Annotated in this window: 14 protein-coding genes, 2 tRNA genes and 2 rRNA genes; 8 read left to right on the forward strand and 10 right to left on the reverse strand. The window is 54.0% G+C overall.

The genetic code is table 11. The annotated features are described in order from the left end of the window. Window positions 1-9 precede the first annotated feature (9 nt). Window positions 10-990: a LacI family DNA-binding transcriptional regulator gene (locus tag LT85_RS03870; RefSeq protein ID WP_038485506.1), complete on the reverse strand. Its 981-nt coding sequence runs from the start codon at window positions 988-990 to the stop codon at window positions 10-12. A 420-nt stretch (window positions 991-1,410) separates the two neighbouring features. Beyond that, complete coding sequence (locus LT85_RS03875) at window positions 1,411-3,300, reverse strand: alpha/beta hydrolase family protein (protein WP_038494975.1); 1,890 nt, start codon at window positions 3,298-3,300, stop codon at window positions 1,411-1,413. 243 nt (window positions 3,301-3,543) lie between these two features. On the opposite strand from LT85_RS03875, the gene LT85_RS03880 reads away from it, so the two are divergent. Beyond that, window positions 3,544-4,347: a MetQ/NlpA family ABC transporter substrate-binding protein gene (locus tag LT85_RS03880; RefSeq protein WP_038485509.1), complete on the forward strand. Its 804-nt coding sequence runs from the start codon at window positions 3,544-3,546 to the stop codon at window positions 4,345-4,347. Window positions 4,348-4,394: 47 nt separating this feature from the next. On the opposite strand, the gene trpC is transcribed toward LT85_RS03880, so the two are convergent. The 6 genes from trpC to rpe all read right to left on the reverse strand — a co-directional run bounded on the left by trpC (window position 4,395) and on the right by rpe (window position 10,066). Next, a complete protein-coding gene (trpC, locus tag LT85_RS03885; RefSeq protein ID WP_038485512.1) occupies window positions 4,395-5,198 on the reverse strand; it encodes an indole-3-glycerol phosphate synthase TrpC in 804 nt (267 codons plus the stop codon). Window positions 5,199-5,229: 31 nt separating this feature from the next. Next, window positions 5,230-6,267, reverse strand: coding sequence for an anthranilate phosphoribosyltransferase (gene trpD, locus LT85_RS03890; protein WP_038485515.1), 1,038 nt, complete (start codon window positions 6,265-6,267; stop codon window positions 5,230-5,232). An 85-nt stretch (window positions 6,268-6,352) separates the two neighbouring features. Next, on the reverse strand, window positions 6,353-6,922 hold the full coding sequence (locus LT85_RS03895) for an aminodeoxychorismate/anthranilate synthase component II (RefSeq protein ID WP_038485518.1): 570 nt from the start codon (window positions 6,920-6,922) through the stop codon (window positions 6,353-6,355). Next, window positions 6,922-8,436: an anthranilate synthase component I gene (gene trpE / locus LT85_RS03900; protein WP_038485521.1), complete on the reverse strand. Its 1,515-nt coding sequence runs from the start codon at window positions 8,434-8,436 to the stop codon at window positions 6,922-6,924. The genes LT85_RS03895 and trpE overlap by 1 nt, the downstream gene beginning before the upstream one ends. 269 nt (window positions 8,437-8,705) lie before the next feature. Next, complete coding sequence (locus LT85_RS03905; RefSeq protein WP_038485524.1) at window positions 8,706-9,404, reverse strand: phosphoglycolate phosphatase; 699 nt, start codon at window positions 9,402-9,404, stop codon at window positions 8,706-8,708. Continuing rightward, the gene (gene rpe, locus LT85_RS03910) at window positions 9,401-10,066 is read right to left on the reverse strand and encodes a ribulose-phosphate 3-epimerase (RefSeq protein ID WP_038485527.1); all 666 of its coding nucleotides are present in this window, start codon (window positions 10,064-10,066) and stop codon (window positions 9,401-9,403) included. The genes LT85_RS03905 and rpe overlap by 4 nt, the downstream gene beginning before the upstream one ends. A gap of 188 nt (window positions 10,067-10,254) precedes the next feature. Here rpe and apaG point away from each other — a divergent pair, with 188 nt between their 5' ends. Next, on the forward strand, window positions 10,255-10,629 hold the full coding sequence (gene apaG, locus LT85_RS03915; protein ID WP_038485530.1) for a Co2+/Mg2+ efflux protein ApaG: 375 nt from the start codon (window positions 10,255-10,257) through the stop codon (window positions 10,627-10,629). 9 nt (window positions 10,630-10,638) lie between these two features. Here the strand turns inward: apaG and LT85_RS26880 are convergent, their stop codons facing one another. Next, window positions 10,639-10,794: a hypothetical protein gene (locus LT85_RS26880; protein WP_172656938.1), complete on the reverse strand. Its 156-nt coding sequence runs from the start codon at window positions 10,792-10,794 to the stop codon at window positions 10,639-10,641. A gap of 11 nt (window positions 10,795-10,805) precedes the next feature. Here LT85_RS26880 and mltA point away from each other — a divergent pair, with 11 nt between their 5' ends. Further along, the gene (gene mltA, locus LT85_RS03920; RefSeq protein ID WP_052134627.1) at window positions 10,806-12,014 is read left to right on the forward strand and encodes a murein transglycosylase A; all 1,209 of its coding nucleotides are present in this window, start codon (window positions 10,806-10,808) and stop codon (window positions 12,012-12,014) included. 74 nt (window positions 12,015-12,088) lie between these two features. Here mltA and LT85_RS03925 read toward each other — a convergent pair whose 3' ends face one another. Then, the gene (locus tag LT85_RS03925; RefSeq protein WP_038485533.1) at window positions 12,089-12,526 is read right to left on the reverse strand and encodes a universal stress protein; all 438 of its coding nucleotides are present in this window, start codon (window positions 12,524-12,526) and stop codon (window positions 12,089-12,091) included. 236 nt (window positions 12,527-12,762) lie between these two features. Between LT85_RS03925 and LT85_RS03930 the strand changes: the two genes are divergently transcribed. The 5 genes from LT85_RS03930 to LT85_RS03950 all read left to right on the forward strand — a co-directional run bounded on the left by LT85_RS03930 (window position 12,763) and on the right by LT85_RS03950 (window position 19,045). Further along, window positions 12,763-13,539, forward strand: coding sequence for an enoyl-CoA hydratase (locus tag LT85_RS03930; protein ID WP_038485536.1), 777 nt, complete (start codon window positions 12,763-12,765; stop codon window positions 13,537-13,539). A gap of 485 nt (window positions 13,540-14,024) precedes the next feature. After that, window positions 14,025-15,555 (forward strand): 16S ribosomal RNA (locus LT85_RS03935). Between the two features lie 122 nt (window positions 15,556-15,677). Next, window positions 15,678-15,754, forward strand: a tRNA-Ile gene (locus tag LT85_RS03940). Between the two features lie 9 nt (window positions 15,755-15,763). Beyond that, window positions 15,764-15,839, forward strand: a tRNA-Ala gene (locus LT85_RS03945). A gap of 333 nt (window positions 15,840-16,172) precedes the next feature. Further along, window positions 16,173-19,045, forward strand: a 23S ribosomal RNA gene (locus LT85_RS03950). The 16S and 23S rRNA genes sit together here with 2 tRNA genes alongside, the layout of an rRNA operon. The last annotated feature ends 49 nt before the right edge of the window (window positions 19,046-19,094 follow it).

Genomic DNA, 19,094 nt, shown 5'->3' on the forward strand with positions numbered 1-19,094 from the left:
GTTGTCGGCTCAGTTGCCAAGTGTGCTGGCGCGCTGGATCAGTTCCACAGGCAACATCATTTCAGTGTTTGAGGGAGCATCTTCCAGCAATAATTTGATGCCCATTCGGCCCAGCATTTCCTTATCTACAGCGAGTGTAGTGAGCGGTGGGGTGGCGCTGGTGGAGCTATCGATATTGTCGAATCCCACAATCGCGATATCTTCCGGAATCCGCAAGCCACGCGCCTGGCATACGCTCATGACGGCGAGCGCCGTGGCGTCGTTGTAGCAAAATATCGCATCTGGCGGCTGGCCTGTTTGCAGCAAGGTTTGCATCGCGGCGGCGGCCTGCAGATGCAATTCCTGACCCGGCTGCAAAGTGATTTCCAACCGCGGATCGAACAGGCGGCCGGCTTCGAACAATGCCTGGCGATAGCCGAGTGCGCGTTGCGCAATACTGTAATGGGATAGCGGGCCGGAAATAAAGGCCAGCCGCTGGCGGCCGAGATCCATCAGGTGGCGGGTCGCGGCTAGCGCGCCGCCGAGGTTGTCGATGTTGACTGAACGAAAGCCGGGCGCCCACAAATCGATCAGTACTACAGGCTTGCCAGTCTCGGTCAGCCACTCCAGCACTTCTGGCTCCATGAAGCCGGCGACCGCCAGTGCGTCGGGTTCGTGCAGACGAATCTGGTCCATCACGTTGTCGGCAGGGCCGATCGACAGCACAGTCGGCACGATGCTGCGCTCGCGGCAGGCGGTTTCCACGCCGTGCAGCACATGCGAGAAAAACGGGCTGGCGACAAAATTATTATGCTGGCGATGCAGCAGGAAAGTCAGGCGGCGGATCTTTCCCTGGCGCAGGTTGGATTCGTTGTAGCCCAACTGGGTCGCAATTTTTTGTACGTGGATGCGGGTTTGCTCGGTCAGACCTGATTGCTTCTTCAAAGCCCGCGATACGGTGCCAATCGACACGTTGGCGGCCAGGGCGATATCGCGAATCGTTGCTCTCATTCTCTCCTCCTTATTTGCACGCGGCCAGCGGCGCACGCATTTACCTGAGCAGGCTGACGACGCGGCTGTTCGCTGCGGTTTATGTTGCCGGAACTCAAGAATATTTTGTGAGTATTAATGTATAGTAAAAAAAAGAAATATACAAATTTTTAGGAAAATAAATTCGCATAACTAACTGATATATAAGGTTTTATTTTACATATATCATTTATATTTGTTTAGTAAACTTACTAAACTTTTGTGATTCAGCATCTGACAAATAGGCATTTGCTGAGAAACAGTATCTAAAGACCGACGGAATGGATGTGCATGCGAGGAAAGCTGCTGCATTTTGATTGTTACCTTGGCTGCGGCCAAAAAAAAAAGCGGGCAACCGTTACCGGCGCCCGCCATTTCTGGCTCAAAGCCATGCAGTGATTTTTATTGCGGCGCCAGATGCTTGCCTAAAAAGCCTTCCATCGCTGTATAAAAGTCGAAACGGTTTTCTTCATTGTGGAAGCCGTGGCCTTCATTGTCCTTCACCATATACTCCACCGGCACGCCGCGCTTGCGCAGGCTTTCCACGATCTGGTCAGATTCCGCCTTGTTGACGCGCGGATCGTTGGCACCTTGTGCAACGAACAGCGGTGTCTTGATGCGGTCGGTATGCAAGGCCGGCGATGCGGAGCTCAGCAAAGCCTTGTCCTTCTCCGGATCGCCGACCATTTCATGCATCTGGTCGAGGAAAGGTTTCCAGTAAGGGGGAATCGTGTTCATGAAGGTGAACAGATTGGAGACGCCGACATAATCGACCGCAGCCGCATACAGATCCGGTGTGAAGGTGACGCCGGCCAGCGTTGCATAGCCGCCGTAGGAGCCGCCGTAGATCGCCACCCGTTTAGGATCGGCAATGCCTTGCGTGACCAGCCATTGCACGCCGTCCGTGATGTCATCCTGCATGGTCTTGCCCCATTGCTTGAACGACGCTTCCCAGAATTTGCGGCCATAGCCGGTCGAGCCGCGGAAATTTACCTGCAACACCGCATAGCCGCGGTTGGCAAGCAATTGCACTTCCGGATTGTAGCCCCAGACGTCGCGCGCCCACGGGCCGCCGTGCGGGTTGATGATGACCGGCAGGTTCTTCGGATCTTTGCCCAGCGGCAGGGTCAGGTAGCCATTGATGAGCAAGCCGTCGCGCGCCTTGTACTGCACCGGTTTCATCTCTGCCATATCCTGTTCGGCGATGGCGGGATTGATGTCGGCAAGCTTGGTCAGGCTGCCGGTTTTGCTGTCGAACAGATAGCGGCTGCCTTGAGTACGGTCATTGTAGGCAGCCACGATCCACTTCGATTCATCCTTGGTGTTCGACTGTGTGACGATTTCATAGCCAGGCAGTTTTTCCCGTAAGGTTTTGTATAGGGCTTCTGTTTCAGCGTCGAGGAATTTGTGCTCTGTTTTCCAGGTGGTGTAGCTGATTTCCGTCAGGACTTTGCGCTTTCTCGAATAGGAAAGACCGTCGACGTCGACTTCGGGATTTTCATACAGCACCTGTTCTTCCTTGGCGGTTTCCGGATTGAAAATCACGATTGCCTGCTTGTCGCGGCCGAGGTTCGACGCGACATACAGTTTCTTGTTGTCGAAGGTGAAAAACAGCGGACTGACCGCATCCTTGAACGAGGTGGTCAGGATGGTCTTGAATGGGCCACTCTCAGTAGCGCGATACAGCAAACTGGTATTGACGCCATCCGAAGTGGTCGCCGCCCGCACCTTGCCATCGTGATCGGTAATCCATGACTGGATCGTGCCGGGATTTTCTGCCACCAGCTTTTCGGCGCCGGTCTTGACGTTGACACGATAAACGTCGAATACTTCCGCATTGCGCTTGTTGTGGCTGACCAGGATTTCATCCTTGTCGTCCTTCAAGTCGTCGACGATCTGTGCCCGTACCTTGGGGTAGGGTGTCAGGTCCTTGAGGTCCTTGCCGTCGCGCCCGACCGACACCACGTGAAAATTCTCGTCGCCGCCGAAGTCCTTGGCAAACAGGATGTGATCATCGCCCTTCCAGAAATAACCGCTGATATCGCGCTCCTTTTCCGAAGTAATGCGCAGCGGCGCGGCATCCGAGCCGACAGTCCGGATGAAGATATTCATGCGGCCTTCCCACGGCTGCATGAAACTGATGTACTTGCCGTTGGGCGAAAGCTGGAAACTGGCTTGCTCGGGATTCCTGAAGAAATCGCGGACCGAATAGTGTTTAGGCGAGTCAGCTGCCGTTGCACCTCCGCCGATGATGGACAAACTGAAGCATGTGGCGGTAACCACTTTATAAATAGCGCGCATCAAAACCCTCCAAAAAAGTACTTCGGTCGTAATTAGTCGTGGCCTTAAGTGACGTCATAAGCGGCGGTATGGCTTGCTTGATCGGCAAGCTTATTATATGAACAAAACAGGAATGACTCTCAATCAATCAAAAATTGAGATATATCGACATGCAAAATCGTTCCTTAGTGAATTGCGACGATTATGTAAATATGGCCATTTACTTTATTGTCAACATACCGCAGCGGAGAAATAATGCGTCGTTTCATCTTCAAGACATTACCGATTTTATTGCTGGCTGTCGGCATCAGCATGGCCCATGCGCAGGACAAGATAAAGATCAAGGTCGGTGTTTCCGTAGGTAATGCCGAGCAGACTTTTGAAGTGGTCAAGAAAGTGGCGGCGCGCGATGGACTGGAAATCCAGCTGATCACTTTTAGCGATTACTTGCAGCCGAATGAAGCGCTGGCGGCTGGCGATCTCGACGCCAACGCTTTCCAGCACAAGCCTTTCTTGGATAGCCAGATCAAGGCGCGCGGCTACAAGATCGTCCCGGTCGCCCTGACTATCACGGCGCCGCTGGGGATCTATTCGAAGAAATATAAAAATGTCGATCAATTGCCGGTGGGCGCCAGCATCGGCATTCAGAACGATCCGTCCAACGGCAATCGCGCATTGCTGTTACTGCAGAAATCGGGCTTGATCAAATTGAGGGCTGGCGTCGGCGAAAACGGCGTTAATGCAACACCGCTTGACGTCATCGCGAACCCGAAAAAGCTTAAGCTGGTAGAGCTGGATGCGGCACAGCTGCCGCGCTCACTGGACGACCTTGCTGCTGCATCGGTCAATAACGATTACGCGGTGAAAGCCGGATTGTCGTTGCGGCGCGATGCGATTGTGGTGGAGGAAGCCAAGGGGCCGTATGCCAACCTGATCGTTACGCGGGCGGAAGACAAGGACAAGCCATGGGTGAAGAAACTGATCAAGGCATATCAGTCGGAGGAGGTGCGTAAATTCATTGAGACTGAATTCAAGGGTTCCTTGATTCCGGCGTTTTAAGCTTCGATCTCATGCCTTGCCGCCGCCAAGGCATGAGAAAAGCTGATTTAGTCGTTAAACAGGCGACCGAGTTCTGTACCTGGGTGTTCCGCGCGCATGAAGGCTTCACCCACCAGGAAGGCATGGACATTGGCATCGCGCATGCGTTTGACGTCATCTCGGGTGTGAATGCCGGATTCGGTAACGACCAGCTTGTCCGGTGTGATGTGCGGCAGCAGGTCCAACGTGGTTTGCAAGGACGTTTCGAAAGTACGGAGATTGCGGTTGTTGATGCCGAGCAGATTGGTCTTCAGCTTCAACGCCGCATTCAGTTCTTCCATATTGTGTACTTCCACCAGTACGCTCATCCCTAGTTCATGGGCGACGGCTTCCATTTCCGCCATCAGGCCGTGATCCAGCGCGGCGACGATCAGCAAGACAGCGTCGGCTCCCCATGAGCGCGCCTGGTACACCTGATAGGGATCGATCATGAAATCCTTGCGCAGTGCCGGTAGGGTGCATGCGGCGCGCGCTTGCTGCAGATATTCTGGCGTACCTTGGAAGAAATTGATGTCAGTAAGCACTGACAGACAGGCGGCGCCATGCGCTGCATAGTCGACAGCAATCTCGGCGGGCCGGAAGTCGGCGCGAATCACGCCCTTGGATGGCGATGCTTTCTTGACTTCGGCGATTACGCCGGCATGGCCTGCGGCGATTTTCCCGCGCAAGGCTGCTTCATACCCGCGCAAACCGACGTGCGCATCAGCGTCAGATTCCACTTCACGCCGCAGGCTGGCGAAGTCTTGCTGCTTTTTTGCCGCTGCGACTTCGTCCGCTTTGACGGCCAGGATTTTGTTCAAGATATCAGGCATGAGGTTCTTCCTTTACGGCAGTTTGTGGCGATCACCCGGCCGCGGCAATGGTTTGCGTCGCCTGTACGAACTGATCGAGTTTGGCTTTGGCAGCACCTGAAGCAATCACGGCGCGCGCTTTGTCGAGGCCGTCCGCTATCGAGCTGGCGACGCCTGCCGCATACAAGGCGGTGCCGGCATTAATCGCGACGATATCACGCGCTGCGCCAGGCTGGTCTTCCAGCGCCTCCAGCACTTTCTGTTTCGATTCGGCAGAATTGGCTACTTTCAAGTTGCGGCTAGCGGTCATTTGCAGGCCGAAATCTTCAGGATGAATTTCATATTCGCGGATTTCGCCGTTGACCAGCTCGCCTACCATGGTGCCGGCGCCGAGCGAAACTTCATCCATGTTATCGCGGCCCCAGACCACAATGGCATGTTGCGCTCCCAGGCGCTGCAGCACGCGCACCTGGATCCCGACCAGGTCGGCATGGAATACACCCATCAGAATGTTCGGCGCGCCGGCCGGGTTGGTCAGCGGCCCCAGGATATTAAAGATCGTACGCACGCCCAGTTCTTTGCGCACCGGCGCCGCATGCTTCATCGCCGCGTGGTGATTCGGCGCGAACATGAAACCGATGCCGGTCTGCTCTATCGATTGCGCTACTTGCGCGGGCGTCAGGTTGATATTGGCGCCGAACGATTCCAATACGTCAGCGCTGCCGGACGATGACGAGACGCTGCGTCCGCCGTGCTTGGCCACGCGCGCTCCAGCGGCGGCGGCAACGAACATCGAGGCAGTAGAAATGTTGAAAGTCTGCGCACCGTCGCCGCCGGTGCCGACGATATCCACCAGGTTGCTTGTATCGCGGCAGGGCACCGGAGTGGCGAACTCACGCATTACTTGCGCAGCAGCGGCGATTTCGCCAATGGTTTCTTTTTTGACGCGCAAGCCCATGGTCAGCGCTGCAATCATGAGCGGCGACATCTCGCCCTTCATGATGCGACGGAACAGCGACAGCATTTCGTCGTGAAAAATTTCGCGGTGCTCGATGCAACGCAACAGCGCTTCTTGGTCGGTGATTGGCATGATGTCTTTACCGGAAGTTAGAATGACGGCGAAAGTGGCCGCACCGCGCAGCTAAGTGCGGCGCCGGCATACGGCTATCGCCTGTTCAGGCAGTTCTCTGGACAAAATTGCGCAGCAGCGCATGGCCGTGTTCCGACAAGATCGATTCCGGATGAAACTGCACACCCTCGATATCGTAATCCTTATGACGCACGCCCATGATTTCGCCGTCATCGGTCCACGCGGTAATTTCCAGGCAGGCCGGAATCGAAGCACGCTCGATCGCCAGCGAGTGATAACGGATCACTGTAAACGGACTAGGCAAATCCTTGAATACGCCAACCCCGGTATGGGTAATCGGCGAGGTCTTGCCATGCATGACCTGTTGGGCGCGGATCACCTTGCCGCCGAACGCTTCGCCGATGGCCTGGTGGCCAAGGCAGACGCCGAGAATAGGCAGCTTGCCGGCAAATTGCTTCAGCAAATCGACGCAAATCCCGGCTTCGCGCGGGCTGCAAGGGCCTGGCGACAGGCAGATGCGGTCCGGTTTCAGCGCCTCGATCTGTTCCAGCGTGATTTCATCGTTGCGGTAAGTCCGCACATCTTCACCGAGTTCACCGAAGTATTGCACCAGGTTGTAGGTGAAGGAATCGTAGTTGTCGATCATTAGCAGCATCAGATTTCTCCATCCAGACCGTCTTGTACCTGTTCCGCTGCGCGCAATACCGCACGCGCCTTGTTCTCGGTTTCCTGCCATTCCATCTCGGGCACCGAATCGGCGACGATGCCGGCTGCAGCCTGCACATACAGCATGCCATCCTTGATGACGCCGGTGCGGATCGCGATGGCGACATCCATTTCGCCGCCGAACGATAGGTAGCCGCAAGCGCCGCCGTAGATGCCGCGCTTGGTCAGTTCCAGCTCATCGATGATTTCCATGGCGCGCACTTTCGGTGCACCGGACAAGGTGCCGGCCGGGAAGGTGGCTTTCAGCACATCGAGATTGGACAAACCGGATTTGAGCTCGCCTTCGACATTCGAGACGATGTGTTGCACGTGCGAATATTTTTCAATCACCATCTGGTCGGTGACCTTGACGCTGCCGGTCTCGGCGATACGACCGATGTCGTTACGCGCCAGGTCGATCAGCATCACGTGTTCGGCGATTTCTTTCGGATCGGCCAGCAATTCAGTGGCCAGTTGCGCATCCTGTTCCGGCGTGCTGCCGCGCGGACGAGTGCCTGCCAGAGGACGAATCGTGACTTTGCGCTTGGCTTCGCCATCGGCTTTAGGTGCAGAAGTCTGTTCATTGCGGACCAGGATTTCCGGCGATGCACCGACAATCTGCATGTCGCCGAAATTATAGAAATACATATACGGCGACGGATTCAGCGAGCGCAGGGCGCGATACAGCATCAGCGGAGAGTCGACGTAAGGTTTCTTGATGCGCTGGCCGATCTGGACCTGCATCAGGTCGCCCGCCATCACATATTCCTGGGCCTTGGCGACCGCCTTTAAATAATCATCGCGTTTGAATTCGCGGATGGTTTCAGTGCGAACCGAAGCCGAGGTCACCGGCGCATCGGCTGGACGGCGCAGCATGTTGCGCAGGTCTTTCAGCCGCTGCCGGCCCTTGGAGAAGGCTTCCGGCTGGGTCGGATCGGCATACACGATCAGGTACAGTTTGCCCGACAGGTTGTCGATCACCGCTAGCTCTTCAGTCAGCAGCAATTGAATATCGGGCAGGCCGAGATCGTCTTTGGGTGTTGAGTGCGCCAGCCGTTTTTCAATGTGACGCACGGTGTCGTAACCGAAATAGCCGGCCAGACCGCCGCAAAAACGTGGCAGGCCAGGTCGCAGCGCCACTTTATAGCGCGACTGGAATTCAGCGATGAAATCGAGCGGATTGCCTTCGAGGCTTTCGACTACTTTGTCGTGCTTGACCACTTCGATCCGCGTTCCGTAGCTGCGCAGCAGGGTCGTCGCCGGCAAGCCGATGAAGGAGTAACGGCCGAAACGCTCGCCGCCGACTACCGATTCAAGCAGGAAAGTATTCTTGCCGGTCTGCTGGGTTTGCGCCAGTTTCAGGTACAGCGTCAATGGCGTTTCGAGATCGGCGAATGCTTCGGCGATCAGAGGGATGCGGTTGTAGCCTTGCGTGGCCAGCGATTTGAATTCGAGTTCGGTCATGTTTCTCTCCAGACCGCTATTGTAGAACAGCGGTGGTTCACTACAAAAAACGTTGCCTGAGTTTTCATTATTGTGGGAAAGAGTTTAAGAGCCACCGTAGCGTGGCGAATTACTCTGTCCCCAACTAATCAATAACAGGCAGCTGCTATCGGTGGGTCAGTTAGCCCAGGATTGCCAGCGTCGCCATAGCCAGGCCCCGGGGGCGGCTAGGAGGACATGAAGTTTTTTGTTGAAAAACATGAGAGGTAGGGCGTCTTAAATCAGTCGATTCAGTGGCTTAAATTTTGTGCTGCAACAAGCAGCGAGGTGACTATACCATCGGAATCGACATCTTGTATAGACTCGCCGTGATTGTATCCGTAGGGCACATTAAATACCGGGCAACCGGCCGCGCGGGCAGCTTGGGCGTCGTTGCTGGAGTCGCCGATGGCCAGTACTTGCGACGGTTGCAGCTTGAAATCGGCGCACACCGCCAGTAGCGGCATCGGATCCGGCTTCTTTTTGGGAAACGAATCGCCGCCGTAGACCACCTCGAAATAGTCGCGCAAACCGACCTTTTCCAGCAGCGCTTCGGCAAAGACGAGCGGCTTGTTGGTAACGCAGGCCAGCCTTAGGCCTTGCTTGCGCATGGTTTCCAGGCCTTCGAGTACGCCTGGATAAACGCTGGCAAAGTTGCCATTGATTACAGCGTAGTGGCGCTGATAGGAATCCAGCGCAGCCTCGAAATGTTGCTCGGCCTTGGCTGGCGGGTAGTCCACGCTGAGTACCTTGCGGATCAGGTTCTCGCTGCCTTTGCCGACAAAATCGACGATGGTTTGTTGCGAGAGCGGCGCCAGATCAAACTCGGCGCGCATGCGGTTGACTGCGGCGTGGAAATCCGGCGCGGTATCCAGCATGGTGCCGTCGAGATCAATGATGACCGCCTTGATGCCGGTCAGTGCAATCGAAGCGGTCGTCACAGTATTCATATGTTTGCCAGCTGCGCGCGCATATCGTTGATGACAGCCTTGTAGTCTGGCTTGCCGAAAATGGCCGAACCGGCGACAAAGGTGTCGGCGCCTGCTTTGGCGGCCGCCGCGATATTGTCGATCTTGATGCCGCCATCGACTTCAAGCATGATGTCGCGGCCCGATTCATCAATGCGGCGGCGCGCTTCGGCGATTTTCTTGAGCGCTTCAGGGATGAAAGACTGGCCGCCGAAACCGGGGTTGACCGACATGATCAGGATGATGTCGATCTTGTCCATCACATGGGTCAGGTAATCCAGCGAAGTTGCCGGATTGAACACCAGGCCAGCCTTGCAGCCGTGATCGCGGATCAGTTGTAGCGAACGGTCGATGTGTTCCGAGCCTTCGGGATGAAAGGTGATGATGTTGGCGCCGGCCTTGGCGAAGTCGGGGATGATGCGGTCCACCGGTTTGACCATCAGATGGACGTCGATTGGCACCTGCACGTGCGGGCGGATCGCTTCGCACACCAGCGGGCCGATGGTCAGGTTGGGCACGTAATGATTGTCCATGACGTCGAAGTGGATCATGTCGGCGCCGTCGCGGACAACATTGCGTACTTCTTCACCCAGGCGGGCGAAGTCGGCGGAGAGGATACTTGGAGCGATACGGTAGGTTGGCATGAGGGCTATCCAGGGAAAGGCGCAAAAGATCGCTATTTTACCCTTTAGCCCCGGCTCCGGCGTCCTTGCAGCTTGCGTCTGCGGAGAAATTCGTGTGCAATGGGCCGTTAGCGTTATATATAAGCACCAACCAAGCATCAATCAAGCATCAATCAAGCATCAACCAAGCACCAATCAAGGAAACCAGCATGGCCGCCTATGAATTTACCGTCACTGTCAGAACCCAGTATCTGGAAGAACAATCCCAGCCGGACAGTTCGCACTATGTATTTGCCTATGCGATAACGATCAAGAATACTGGGCAAGTCGCGGCGCAGCTGATTTCGCGCCATTGGGTCATCACCGACGCCAACAATCATGTGGAAGAAGTGCGCGGCCTTGGCGTGGTCGGCCATCAGCCGCTGTTGCAACCGGGAGAGCAGTTCGAATACACCAGCGGCACCTCGATGGCGACACCGCAAGGTTCGATGCTGGGCGAATATTTTTGCGTGGCCGAAGACGGCGAGCAATTTGAAGCCCGCATTCCAGAATTCATCCTATCCCTGCCGCGTACCCTGCACTGACGACGGAACTTATTGGCCCTTTTTGTCGTCTTTCGGCGGTAGCGATTTGCTTGGCGGCTTTTGACCTGGTTTCTGATCCGGCTTACGGCCGGAAAACATGGTCCACCAGACAATGAATGCGAATACAAAGAAGGCGAAGCATGCTTCGAGAGCCACTAACCACATAAAGAATCCTAATGCTATTTAAACGTCTCAGTTTACCCGTTTCTGTTCTTGTTATCGGATTCAGTTTAGCTGCCTGTACTACTACACCGCTGACCACTCCTGGTACTCCGACTGTGCAGGAGCCGCCACGCTCGGGCACCACTCCCGGTTTGCCGTCGGTTGCCCCAGGCGCCAACTTGCGCGCCACCACGTTTGCGACCTTGCCGGGCTGGGGGAATGACGATTTGCGCCAGGTTTTGCCGGCTTTCTTGACCTCCTGCACGACGCAAGCGCGTAAAAGCGACTGGAAAGAGCCTTGCGCCATAGCGGCCGGGTTGGACGGTGGAGATGAGCGAGCCATCCGTACCTTCTTCCAGTCGTTTTTCACACCTTATCAGGTTGTTAATGCCGATGGCAGCGATAACGGCCTGGTTACCGGCTATTACGAACCGCTGTTGAAAGGCTCGCGCAAGCGCGGTGGCTCTTATCAGACGCCGATTTACCGTGCTCCGGACGATCTCATTACAGTTGATCTGGCGAGCATTTACCCGGAATTGAAAGGCTTGCGCCTGCGTGGCCGCCTTGTCGGTAATAAAGTGCTGCCCTATCCAAGTCGCGCCGAGCTGGATAAATCCGGGGTCCTGGCCGGCAAGGAAATCCTCTGGGTGGATGATCCGATCGATGCTTTTTTCCTGCAGGTGCAGGGCTCCGGCCGAGTGCAGATGAATGACGGCAGCAGTATTGTACGCGTTGCCTACGCCGACCAGAACGGTTATCCCTACCGCTCGATCGGCCGCTATCTGGTGGATAAAGGCGAATTGACCTTGGCCCAGGCATCCGCGCAGGGCATCAAAGGCTGGCTGGCGGCCAATCCGGGACGTCAGCAGGAATTGTTGAACGCTAATCCTAGCTATGTCTTTTTTAAGGAAGAGAAAGTGCTGGATCCGAGCAAGGGGCCGAAAGGCGCACAAGGCGTGCCGCTGACGCCGATGCGTTCGATTGCCGTGGATCCACAGTTTGTGCCGCTGGGGACGCCGGTATTCCTGGCGACCACCCAGCCCAATAACAATGCGCCGCTACAGCAGTTGGTGGTGGCGCAGGATACAGGCGGCGCGATCAAAGGCGCGGTGCGTGCCGACTTTTTCTGGGGTTTTGGCAACGAGGCCGGCGATAAGGCTGGCAAGATGAAGCAGCGCGGCATGATGTGGCTGTTGCTGCCGAAGGTGGCTGCGGCACGTTAAGCACCTATATATATAGAGAGAGAGGAAATTGCCGGCGGACTCGATCCTGTTTGAAATCGAGTCCGGCGCTCTCTTTAGCGCAATACCAGTACCGGAATGGTCGAATGCGCCAGTACTCTTTGGGTTTTGCTGCCCAAAAACAGACGGCTCAGACCACTACGGCCATGCGAGGCCATGAAAATTGCGTCGCAATGGTATTTTTCAGCTGCATTGATGATTTCTTCATCCGGATTAAACGCCTGTGCAGTCAGCATTTCGCAGGTTACACCGGCGTTCTTTGCGGCATCGGCGACTTTTTGCACGTTCAGCTTGGCCAATGCCAGCATGTTTTCTTCATAGGTGCCGGGATCGGTCGCCATGCTGCTTTCCGCCATTGGCGAGAACGGGTAGGGTTCGGCGACGGAGAGTGCGTATATCTTGCCGCTGCTAAATTTTGCAAATTCAATCGCTGTATTGACGGCCTTTTCCGATAAATGAGAGCCGTCGGTGGGCACAAGAATGGTTTTGAACATGGCTTGCCTCCTTCTAGTAAAAGGGGTGTCGGTCAAAATCGGGCGATCTTGTCGGTAATATAGTCAGCTTGTACTTATATAGACAGTTGGTAATTTGAAAAATTCCTCGGGCCGGCCGCATTGTTCATTTGCAATGTAGTCATCCTATCCCTTATCTGACTTAGCGGCGCTACAATTGAGCTGATTTAGCATACGTAATCAACTAACTAACATCGAACATAGAGATAGGATCTGTAATGACATACGAAAATATTCTGGTTGAGACGCAGGGCAAAGTCGGTTTGATCCATCTGAACCGTCCTAAAGCCTTGAATGCCCTGAATGACCAGTTGATGACGGAGCTGGGTCAGGCGCTGGTGGCGTTTGATGCGGATCCAGAGATCGGCTGCATCGTCTTGACCGGGAGCGACAAGGCTTTCGCCGCCGGCGCTGATATCGGCGGCATGGCTGAGCTGAGCTATATGGATGTCTTCAAAGGTGACTACATCACCCGTAACTGGGAGCAAATTCGCAGCGTGCGCAAGCCAGTGATTGCGGCCGTGGCAGGTTTTGCGCTGGGTGGCGGTTGTGAGCTGGCCATGATGTGCGACTTCATTATTGCCGCCGACAACGCCAAGTTCGGCCAGCCGGAAATCAAGCTGGGTATTATCCCCGGTGCCGGCGGCACTCAGCGCCTGCCGCGTGCAGTATCGAAGTCGAAGGCCATGGACATGTGCCTGACCGCGCGTATGATGGATGCCGCCGAAGCCGAGCGCGTCGGCCTGGTTTCTCGTGTCGTGCCGCTGGAACGACTGCTGCAGGAAGCGTTGGAAGCGGCAATCGTGATTTCCTCGATGTCGCTGCCTGCGGTAATGATGATCAAGGAATCGGTCAACCGCGCCTATGAAACCACGCTGGCAGAAGGCATCAATTACGAGCGCCGCCTGTTCCACAGCACCTTCGCAACAGAGGATCAAAAGGAAGGCATGCAAGCATTCCTGGGCAAGCGTTTACCTATTTTTAAAAATATTTAACAAAACGCTTGCCACCAACGGGAGGGGTTGCTATAGTTCGCCTCCCGTTGAGAACGACGCGAAAGAAGCGAAGCAGGCAGGTAGTAAAAGGTCTGTTTTGCGGGTGAAGTTTGAGGGGTAAAAGCGGGGAAGAAGTAGGTGTGGTGAGTAAAAAGTTTTTCGGTGGTTAGTAAAAAAGTAGTTGACGAAAAACTTGAAACGCTACATAATCTCATCTCTCTGCTGCTGACAAACAAAACGATTTGTTGGCGACGCGAACCGGGTAGCTGGTGACGCGAAGTAGAAGGTTCTTTAACAATTAACAGTCGATAAGTGTGGGCGTTTAATGGAAGTGCAGCGCTGCTGACGTAAGTCGGTGGCGTATAACTTAAAACATTAAATGTTCACAAAAGAAGAAAATAGGATGCTTCGCAAGAAGTAGCCTGTCAGTATTTTGAGTGAGCGATAGCAGAGATGCTAGGCAGCAATGCCACAAAACAGAGATTGAACTGAAGAGTTTGATCCTGGCTCAGATTGAACGCTGGCGGCATGCCTTACACATGCAAGTCGAACGGTAACAGGGAGCTTGCTCCGCTGACGAGTGGCGAACGGGTGAGTAATATATCGGAACGTACCTTTGAGTGGGGGATAACTAGTCGAAAGATTAGCTAATACCGCATACGATCTACGGATGAAAGCGGGGGCTCGCAAGACCTCGTGCTCATAGAGCGGCCGATATCTGATTAGCTAGTTGGTGAGGTAAAGGCTCACCAAGGCTTCGATCAGTAGCTGGTCTGAGAGGACGACCAGCCACACTGGGACTGAGACACGGCCCAGACTCCTACGGGAGGCAGCAGTGGGGAATTTTGGACAATGGGGGCAACCCTGATCCAGCAATGCCGCGTGAGTGAAGAAGGCCTTCGGGTTGTAAAGCTCTTTTGTCAGGGAAGAAACGGTGAGGGCTAATATCCCTTGCTAATGACGGTACCTGAAGAATAAGCACCGGCTAACTACGTGCCAGCAGCCGCGGTAATACGTAGGGTGCAAGCGTTAATCGGAATTACTGGGCGTAAAGCGTGCGCAGGCGGTTATGTAAGACAGGTGTGAAATCCCCGGGCTTAACCTGGGAATGGCATTTGTGACTGCATAGCTAGAGTGTGTCAGAGGGGGGTAGAATTCCACGTGTAGCAGTGAAATGCGTAGAGATGTGGAGGAATACCGATGGCGAAGGCAGCCCCCTGGGATAACACTGACGCTCATGCACGAAAGCGTGGGGAGCAAACAGGATTAGATACCCTGGTAGTCCACGCCCTAAACGATGTCTACTAGTTGTCGGGTCTTAATTGACTTGGTAACGCAGCTAACGCGTGAAGTAGACCGCCTGGGGAGTACGGTCGCAAGATTAAAACTCAAAGGAATTGACGGGGACCCGCACAAGCGGTGGATGATGTGGATTAATTCGATGCAACGCGAAAAACCTTACCTACCCTTGACATGTACAGAATCCCGAAGAGATTTGGGAGTGTTCGAAAGAAAACTGTAACACAGGTGCTGCATGGCTGTCGTCAGCTCGTGTCGTGAGATGTTGGGTTAAGTCCCGCAACGAGCGCAACCCTTGTCATTAGTTGCTACGAAAGGGCACTCTAATGAGACTGCCGGTGACAAACCGGAGGAAGGTGGGGATGACGTCAAGTCCTCATGGCCCTTATGGGTAGGGCTTCACACGTCATACAATGGTACATACAGAGGGCCGCCAACCCGCGAGGGGGAGCTAATCCCAGAAAGTGTATCGTAGTCCGGATTGTAGTCTGCAACTCGACTACATGAAGTTGGAATCGCTAGTAATCGCGGATCAGCATGTCGCGGTGAATACGTTCCCGGGTCTTGTACACACCGCCCGTCACACCATGGGAGCGGGTTTTACCAGAAGTAGGTAGCCTAACCGTAAGGAGGGCGCTTACCACGGTAGGATTCGTGACTGGGGTGAAGTCGTAACAAGGTAGCCGTATCGGAAGGTGCGGCTGGATCACCTCCTTTCTAGAGTTTGCATGAAAGTTAAGCGTCCACACTTATCGTCTGTTAATAAAGAAGAACAGGTATCGGTCAAGACTGTTGCGTGAGAGCGCAGTAGTTGATGGGTGGCTCGTACTGATCCAAGCGGGTCTGTAGCTCAGTTGGTTAGAGCACCGTGTTGATAACGCGGGGGTCGTTGGTTCGAGCCCAACCAGACCCACCAACAAGTTTCGGGGGTTTAGCTCAGCTGGGAGAGCACCTGCTTTGCAAGCAGGGGGTCGTCGGTTCGATCCCGTCAACCTCCACCAAGTTTCCGGTGGCACGAAGCAAGAAATATCAAACCTAAGTCGGCGCAGAGAGTGCGTTGGGATTTAGGTTTGGTCTTTTTAAGATCAATGGATTTACCGTTCTTTAACAATCTAGAAGAAGTAGTAAAGATTCGTCAGCAGACAAGACATTGTTTGTTGATGGGTATGATTGTATCAAATCAAAAAGTATGTAAAGAGTTCTCAAAAGAGTTGATGGGCGCAAGCTGCATCAACAACTGCGAAAACACTTTGGATACGGCAAACGCTAAACTCATAGAAATACCTCTATAACCGCTTTTTGGCTGTGAACGCAGTCAGAGGCTAACGTTATAGGGACAAGTGAATAAGTGCACATGGTGGATGCCTTGGCGATATCAGGCGATGAAGGACGTAGTAGCTTGCGATAAGCTGCGGGGAGCTAGCAAACAAGCTTTGATCCGCAGATTTCCGAATGGGGAAACCCGGCCCTAGTGGTCATTGCATACTGAATACATAGGTATGCAAAGCGAACGCGGCGAACTGAAACATCTAAGTAGCTGCAGGAAAAGAAATCAACCGAGATTCCCAAAGTAGTGGCGAGCGAAATGGGAACAGCCGCAAGTTTTAGCAGTGGACATAGTAGAACGACTTGGAAACGTCGGCCATAGAGGGTGATAGCCCCTTATACGAAATGATCATTGTGGAACTAAGCTTGCAACAAGTAGGGCGGGACACGTGTAATCCTGTCTGAACATGGGGGGACCATCCTCCAAGGCTAAATACTCGATATCGACCGATAGTGAACCAGTACCGTGAGGGAAAGGCGAAAAGAACCCCGGAAGGGGAGTGAAATAGATCCTGAAACCGTGTGCATACAAACAGTAGGAGCGGACTTGTTCCGTGACTGCGTACCTTTTGTATAATGGGTCAGCGACTTACATTCAGTGGCAAGCTTAACCGTATAGGGAAGGCGTAGAGAAATCGAGTCCGAATAGGGCGTTCAGTCGCTGGGTGTAGACCCGAAACCAAGTGATCTACTCATGGCCAGGATGAAGGTGCGGTAACACGCACTGGAGGTCCGAACCCACTAATGTTGAAAAATTAGGGGATGAGCTGTGGGTAGGGGTGAAAGGCTAAACAAACTTGGAAATAGCTGGTTCTCTCCGAAAACTATTTAGGTAGTGCCTCAAGTATCACCATCGGGGGTAGAGCACTGTTATGGCTAGGGGGTCATCGAGACTTACCAAACCATTGCAAACTCCGAATACCGATGAGTGCGAGCTTGGGAGACAGACGCCGGGTGCTAACGTCCGACGTCAAGAGGGAAACAACCCAGACCGCCAGCTAAGGTCCCAAAGATTGGCTAAGTGGCAAACGAAGTGGGAAGGCTAAAACAGTCAGGAGGTTGGCTTAGAAGCAGCCATCCTTTAAAGAAAGCGTAATAGCTCACTGATCGAGTCGTCCTGCGCGGAAGATGTAACGGGGCTAAGCCAGTCACCGAAGCTGCGGATATCCGTAAGGATATGGTAGGAGAGCGTTCTGTAAGCCTGCGAAGGTGTCTTGTAAAGGATGCTGGAGGTATCAGAAGTGCGAATGCTGACATGAGTAGCGATAATGGGGGTGAAAAGCCCCCACGCCGTAAGCCCAAGGTTTCCTGTTCAACGTTCATCGGAGCAGGGTGAGTCGGCCCCTAAGGCGAGGCAGAGATGCGTAGCTGATGGGAAGCAGGTTAATATTCCTGCACCGTCGTTAGATGCGATGGGGGGACGGATCGCGGAAGGTTGTCCGGGTGTTGGAAGTCCCGGTTTCTGTATCAGAGAAGGCTGTTAGGCAAATCCGGCAGCGTAATTCAAGGGTATGGGACGAGCCAATTTATTGGTGAAGCAATCGGAAGTGGTTCCAAGAAAAGCCTCTAAGCTTCAGTCTAACGAGACCGTACCGCAAACCGACACAGGTGGGCGAGATGAGTATTCTAAGGCGCTTGAGAGAACTCGGGAGAAGGAACTCGGCAAATTTGTACCGTAACTTCGGGATAAGGTACGCCCCGGTAGTTTGACTGGCCTGCGCCAGAAGGACGAAAGGGCTGCAATAAAAAGGTGGCTGCGACTGTTTAATAAAAACACAGCACTCTGCAAACACGAAAGTGGACGTATAGGGTGTGACGCCTGCCCGGTGCTGGAAGATTAAATGATGGGGTGCAAGCTCTTGATTGAAGTCCCAGTAAACGGCGGCCGTAACTATAACGGTCCTAAGGTAGCGAAATTCCTTGTCGGGTAAGTTCCGACCTGCACGAATGGCGTAACGATGGCCACACTGTCTCCTCCCGAGACTCAGCGAAGTTGAAATGTTTGTGATGATGCAATCTACCCGCGGCTAGACGGAAAGACCCCATGAACCTTTACTGTAGCTTTGCATTGGACTTTGAACCAATCTGTGTAGGATAGGTGGGAGGCTTTGAAGCGGGGACGCTAGTTCTCGTGGAGCCATCCTTGAAATACCACCCTGGTTTGTTTGAGGTTCTAACCTTGGTCCGTTATCCGGATCGGGGACAGTGCATGGTAGGCAGTTTGACTGGGGCGGTCTCCTCCCAAAGTGTAACGGAGGAGTTCGAAGGTACGCTAGGTACGGTCGGACATCGTGCTAATAGTGCAATGGCATAAGCGTGCTTAACTGCGAGACTGACAAGTCGAGCAGGTACGAAAGTAGGACATAGTGATCCGGTGGTTCTGTATGGAAGGGCCATCGCTCAACGGATAAAAGGTACTCTGGGGATAACAGGCTGATTCCTCCCAAGAGTTCATATCGACGGGGGAGTTTGGCACCTCGATGTCGGCTCATCACATCCTGGGGCTGTAGCCGGTCCCAAGGGTATGGCTGTTCGCCATTTAAAGTGGTACGTGAGCTGGGTTTAAAACGTCGTGAGACAGTTTGGTCCCTATCTGCCGTGGGCGTTGGAAATTTGAAGGGGGCTGCTCCTAGTACGAGAGGACCGGAGTGGACGAACCTCTGGTGTACCGGTTGTCACGCCAGTGGCATTGCCGGGTAGCTAAGTTCGGAAGAGATAACCGCTGAAAGCATCTAAGCGGGAAACTTGCCTTGAGATGATATTTCCCGGGAACTAGATTCCCCTAAAGGGTCGTTCGAGACCAGGACGTTGATAGGTCAGGTGTGGAAGCGTAGTAATACGTTAAGCTAACTGATACTAATTGCCCGTGAGGCTTGTCCCTATAACCTTAGCAGGTTATATGATGAGCTTTATTTGTTTGCCAAGGTTGA

The organism is Collimonas arenae (assembly GCF_000786695.1).
Lineage (GTDB): Bacteria > Pseudomonadota > Gammaproteobacteria > Burkholderiales > Burkholderiaceae_D > Collimonas > Collimonas arenae_A.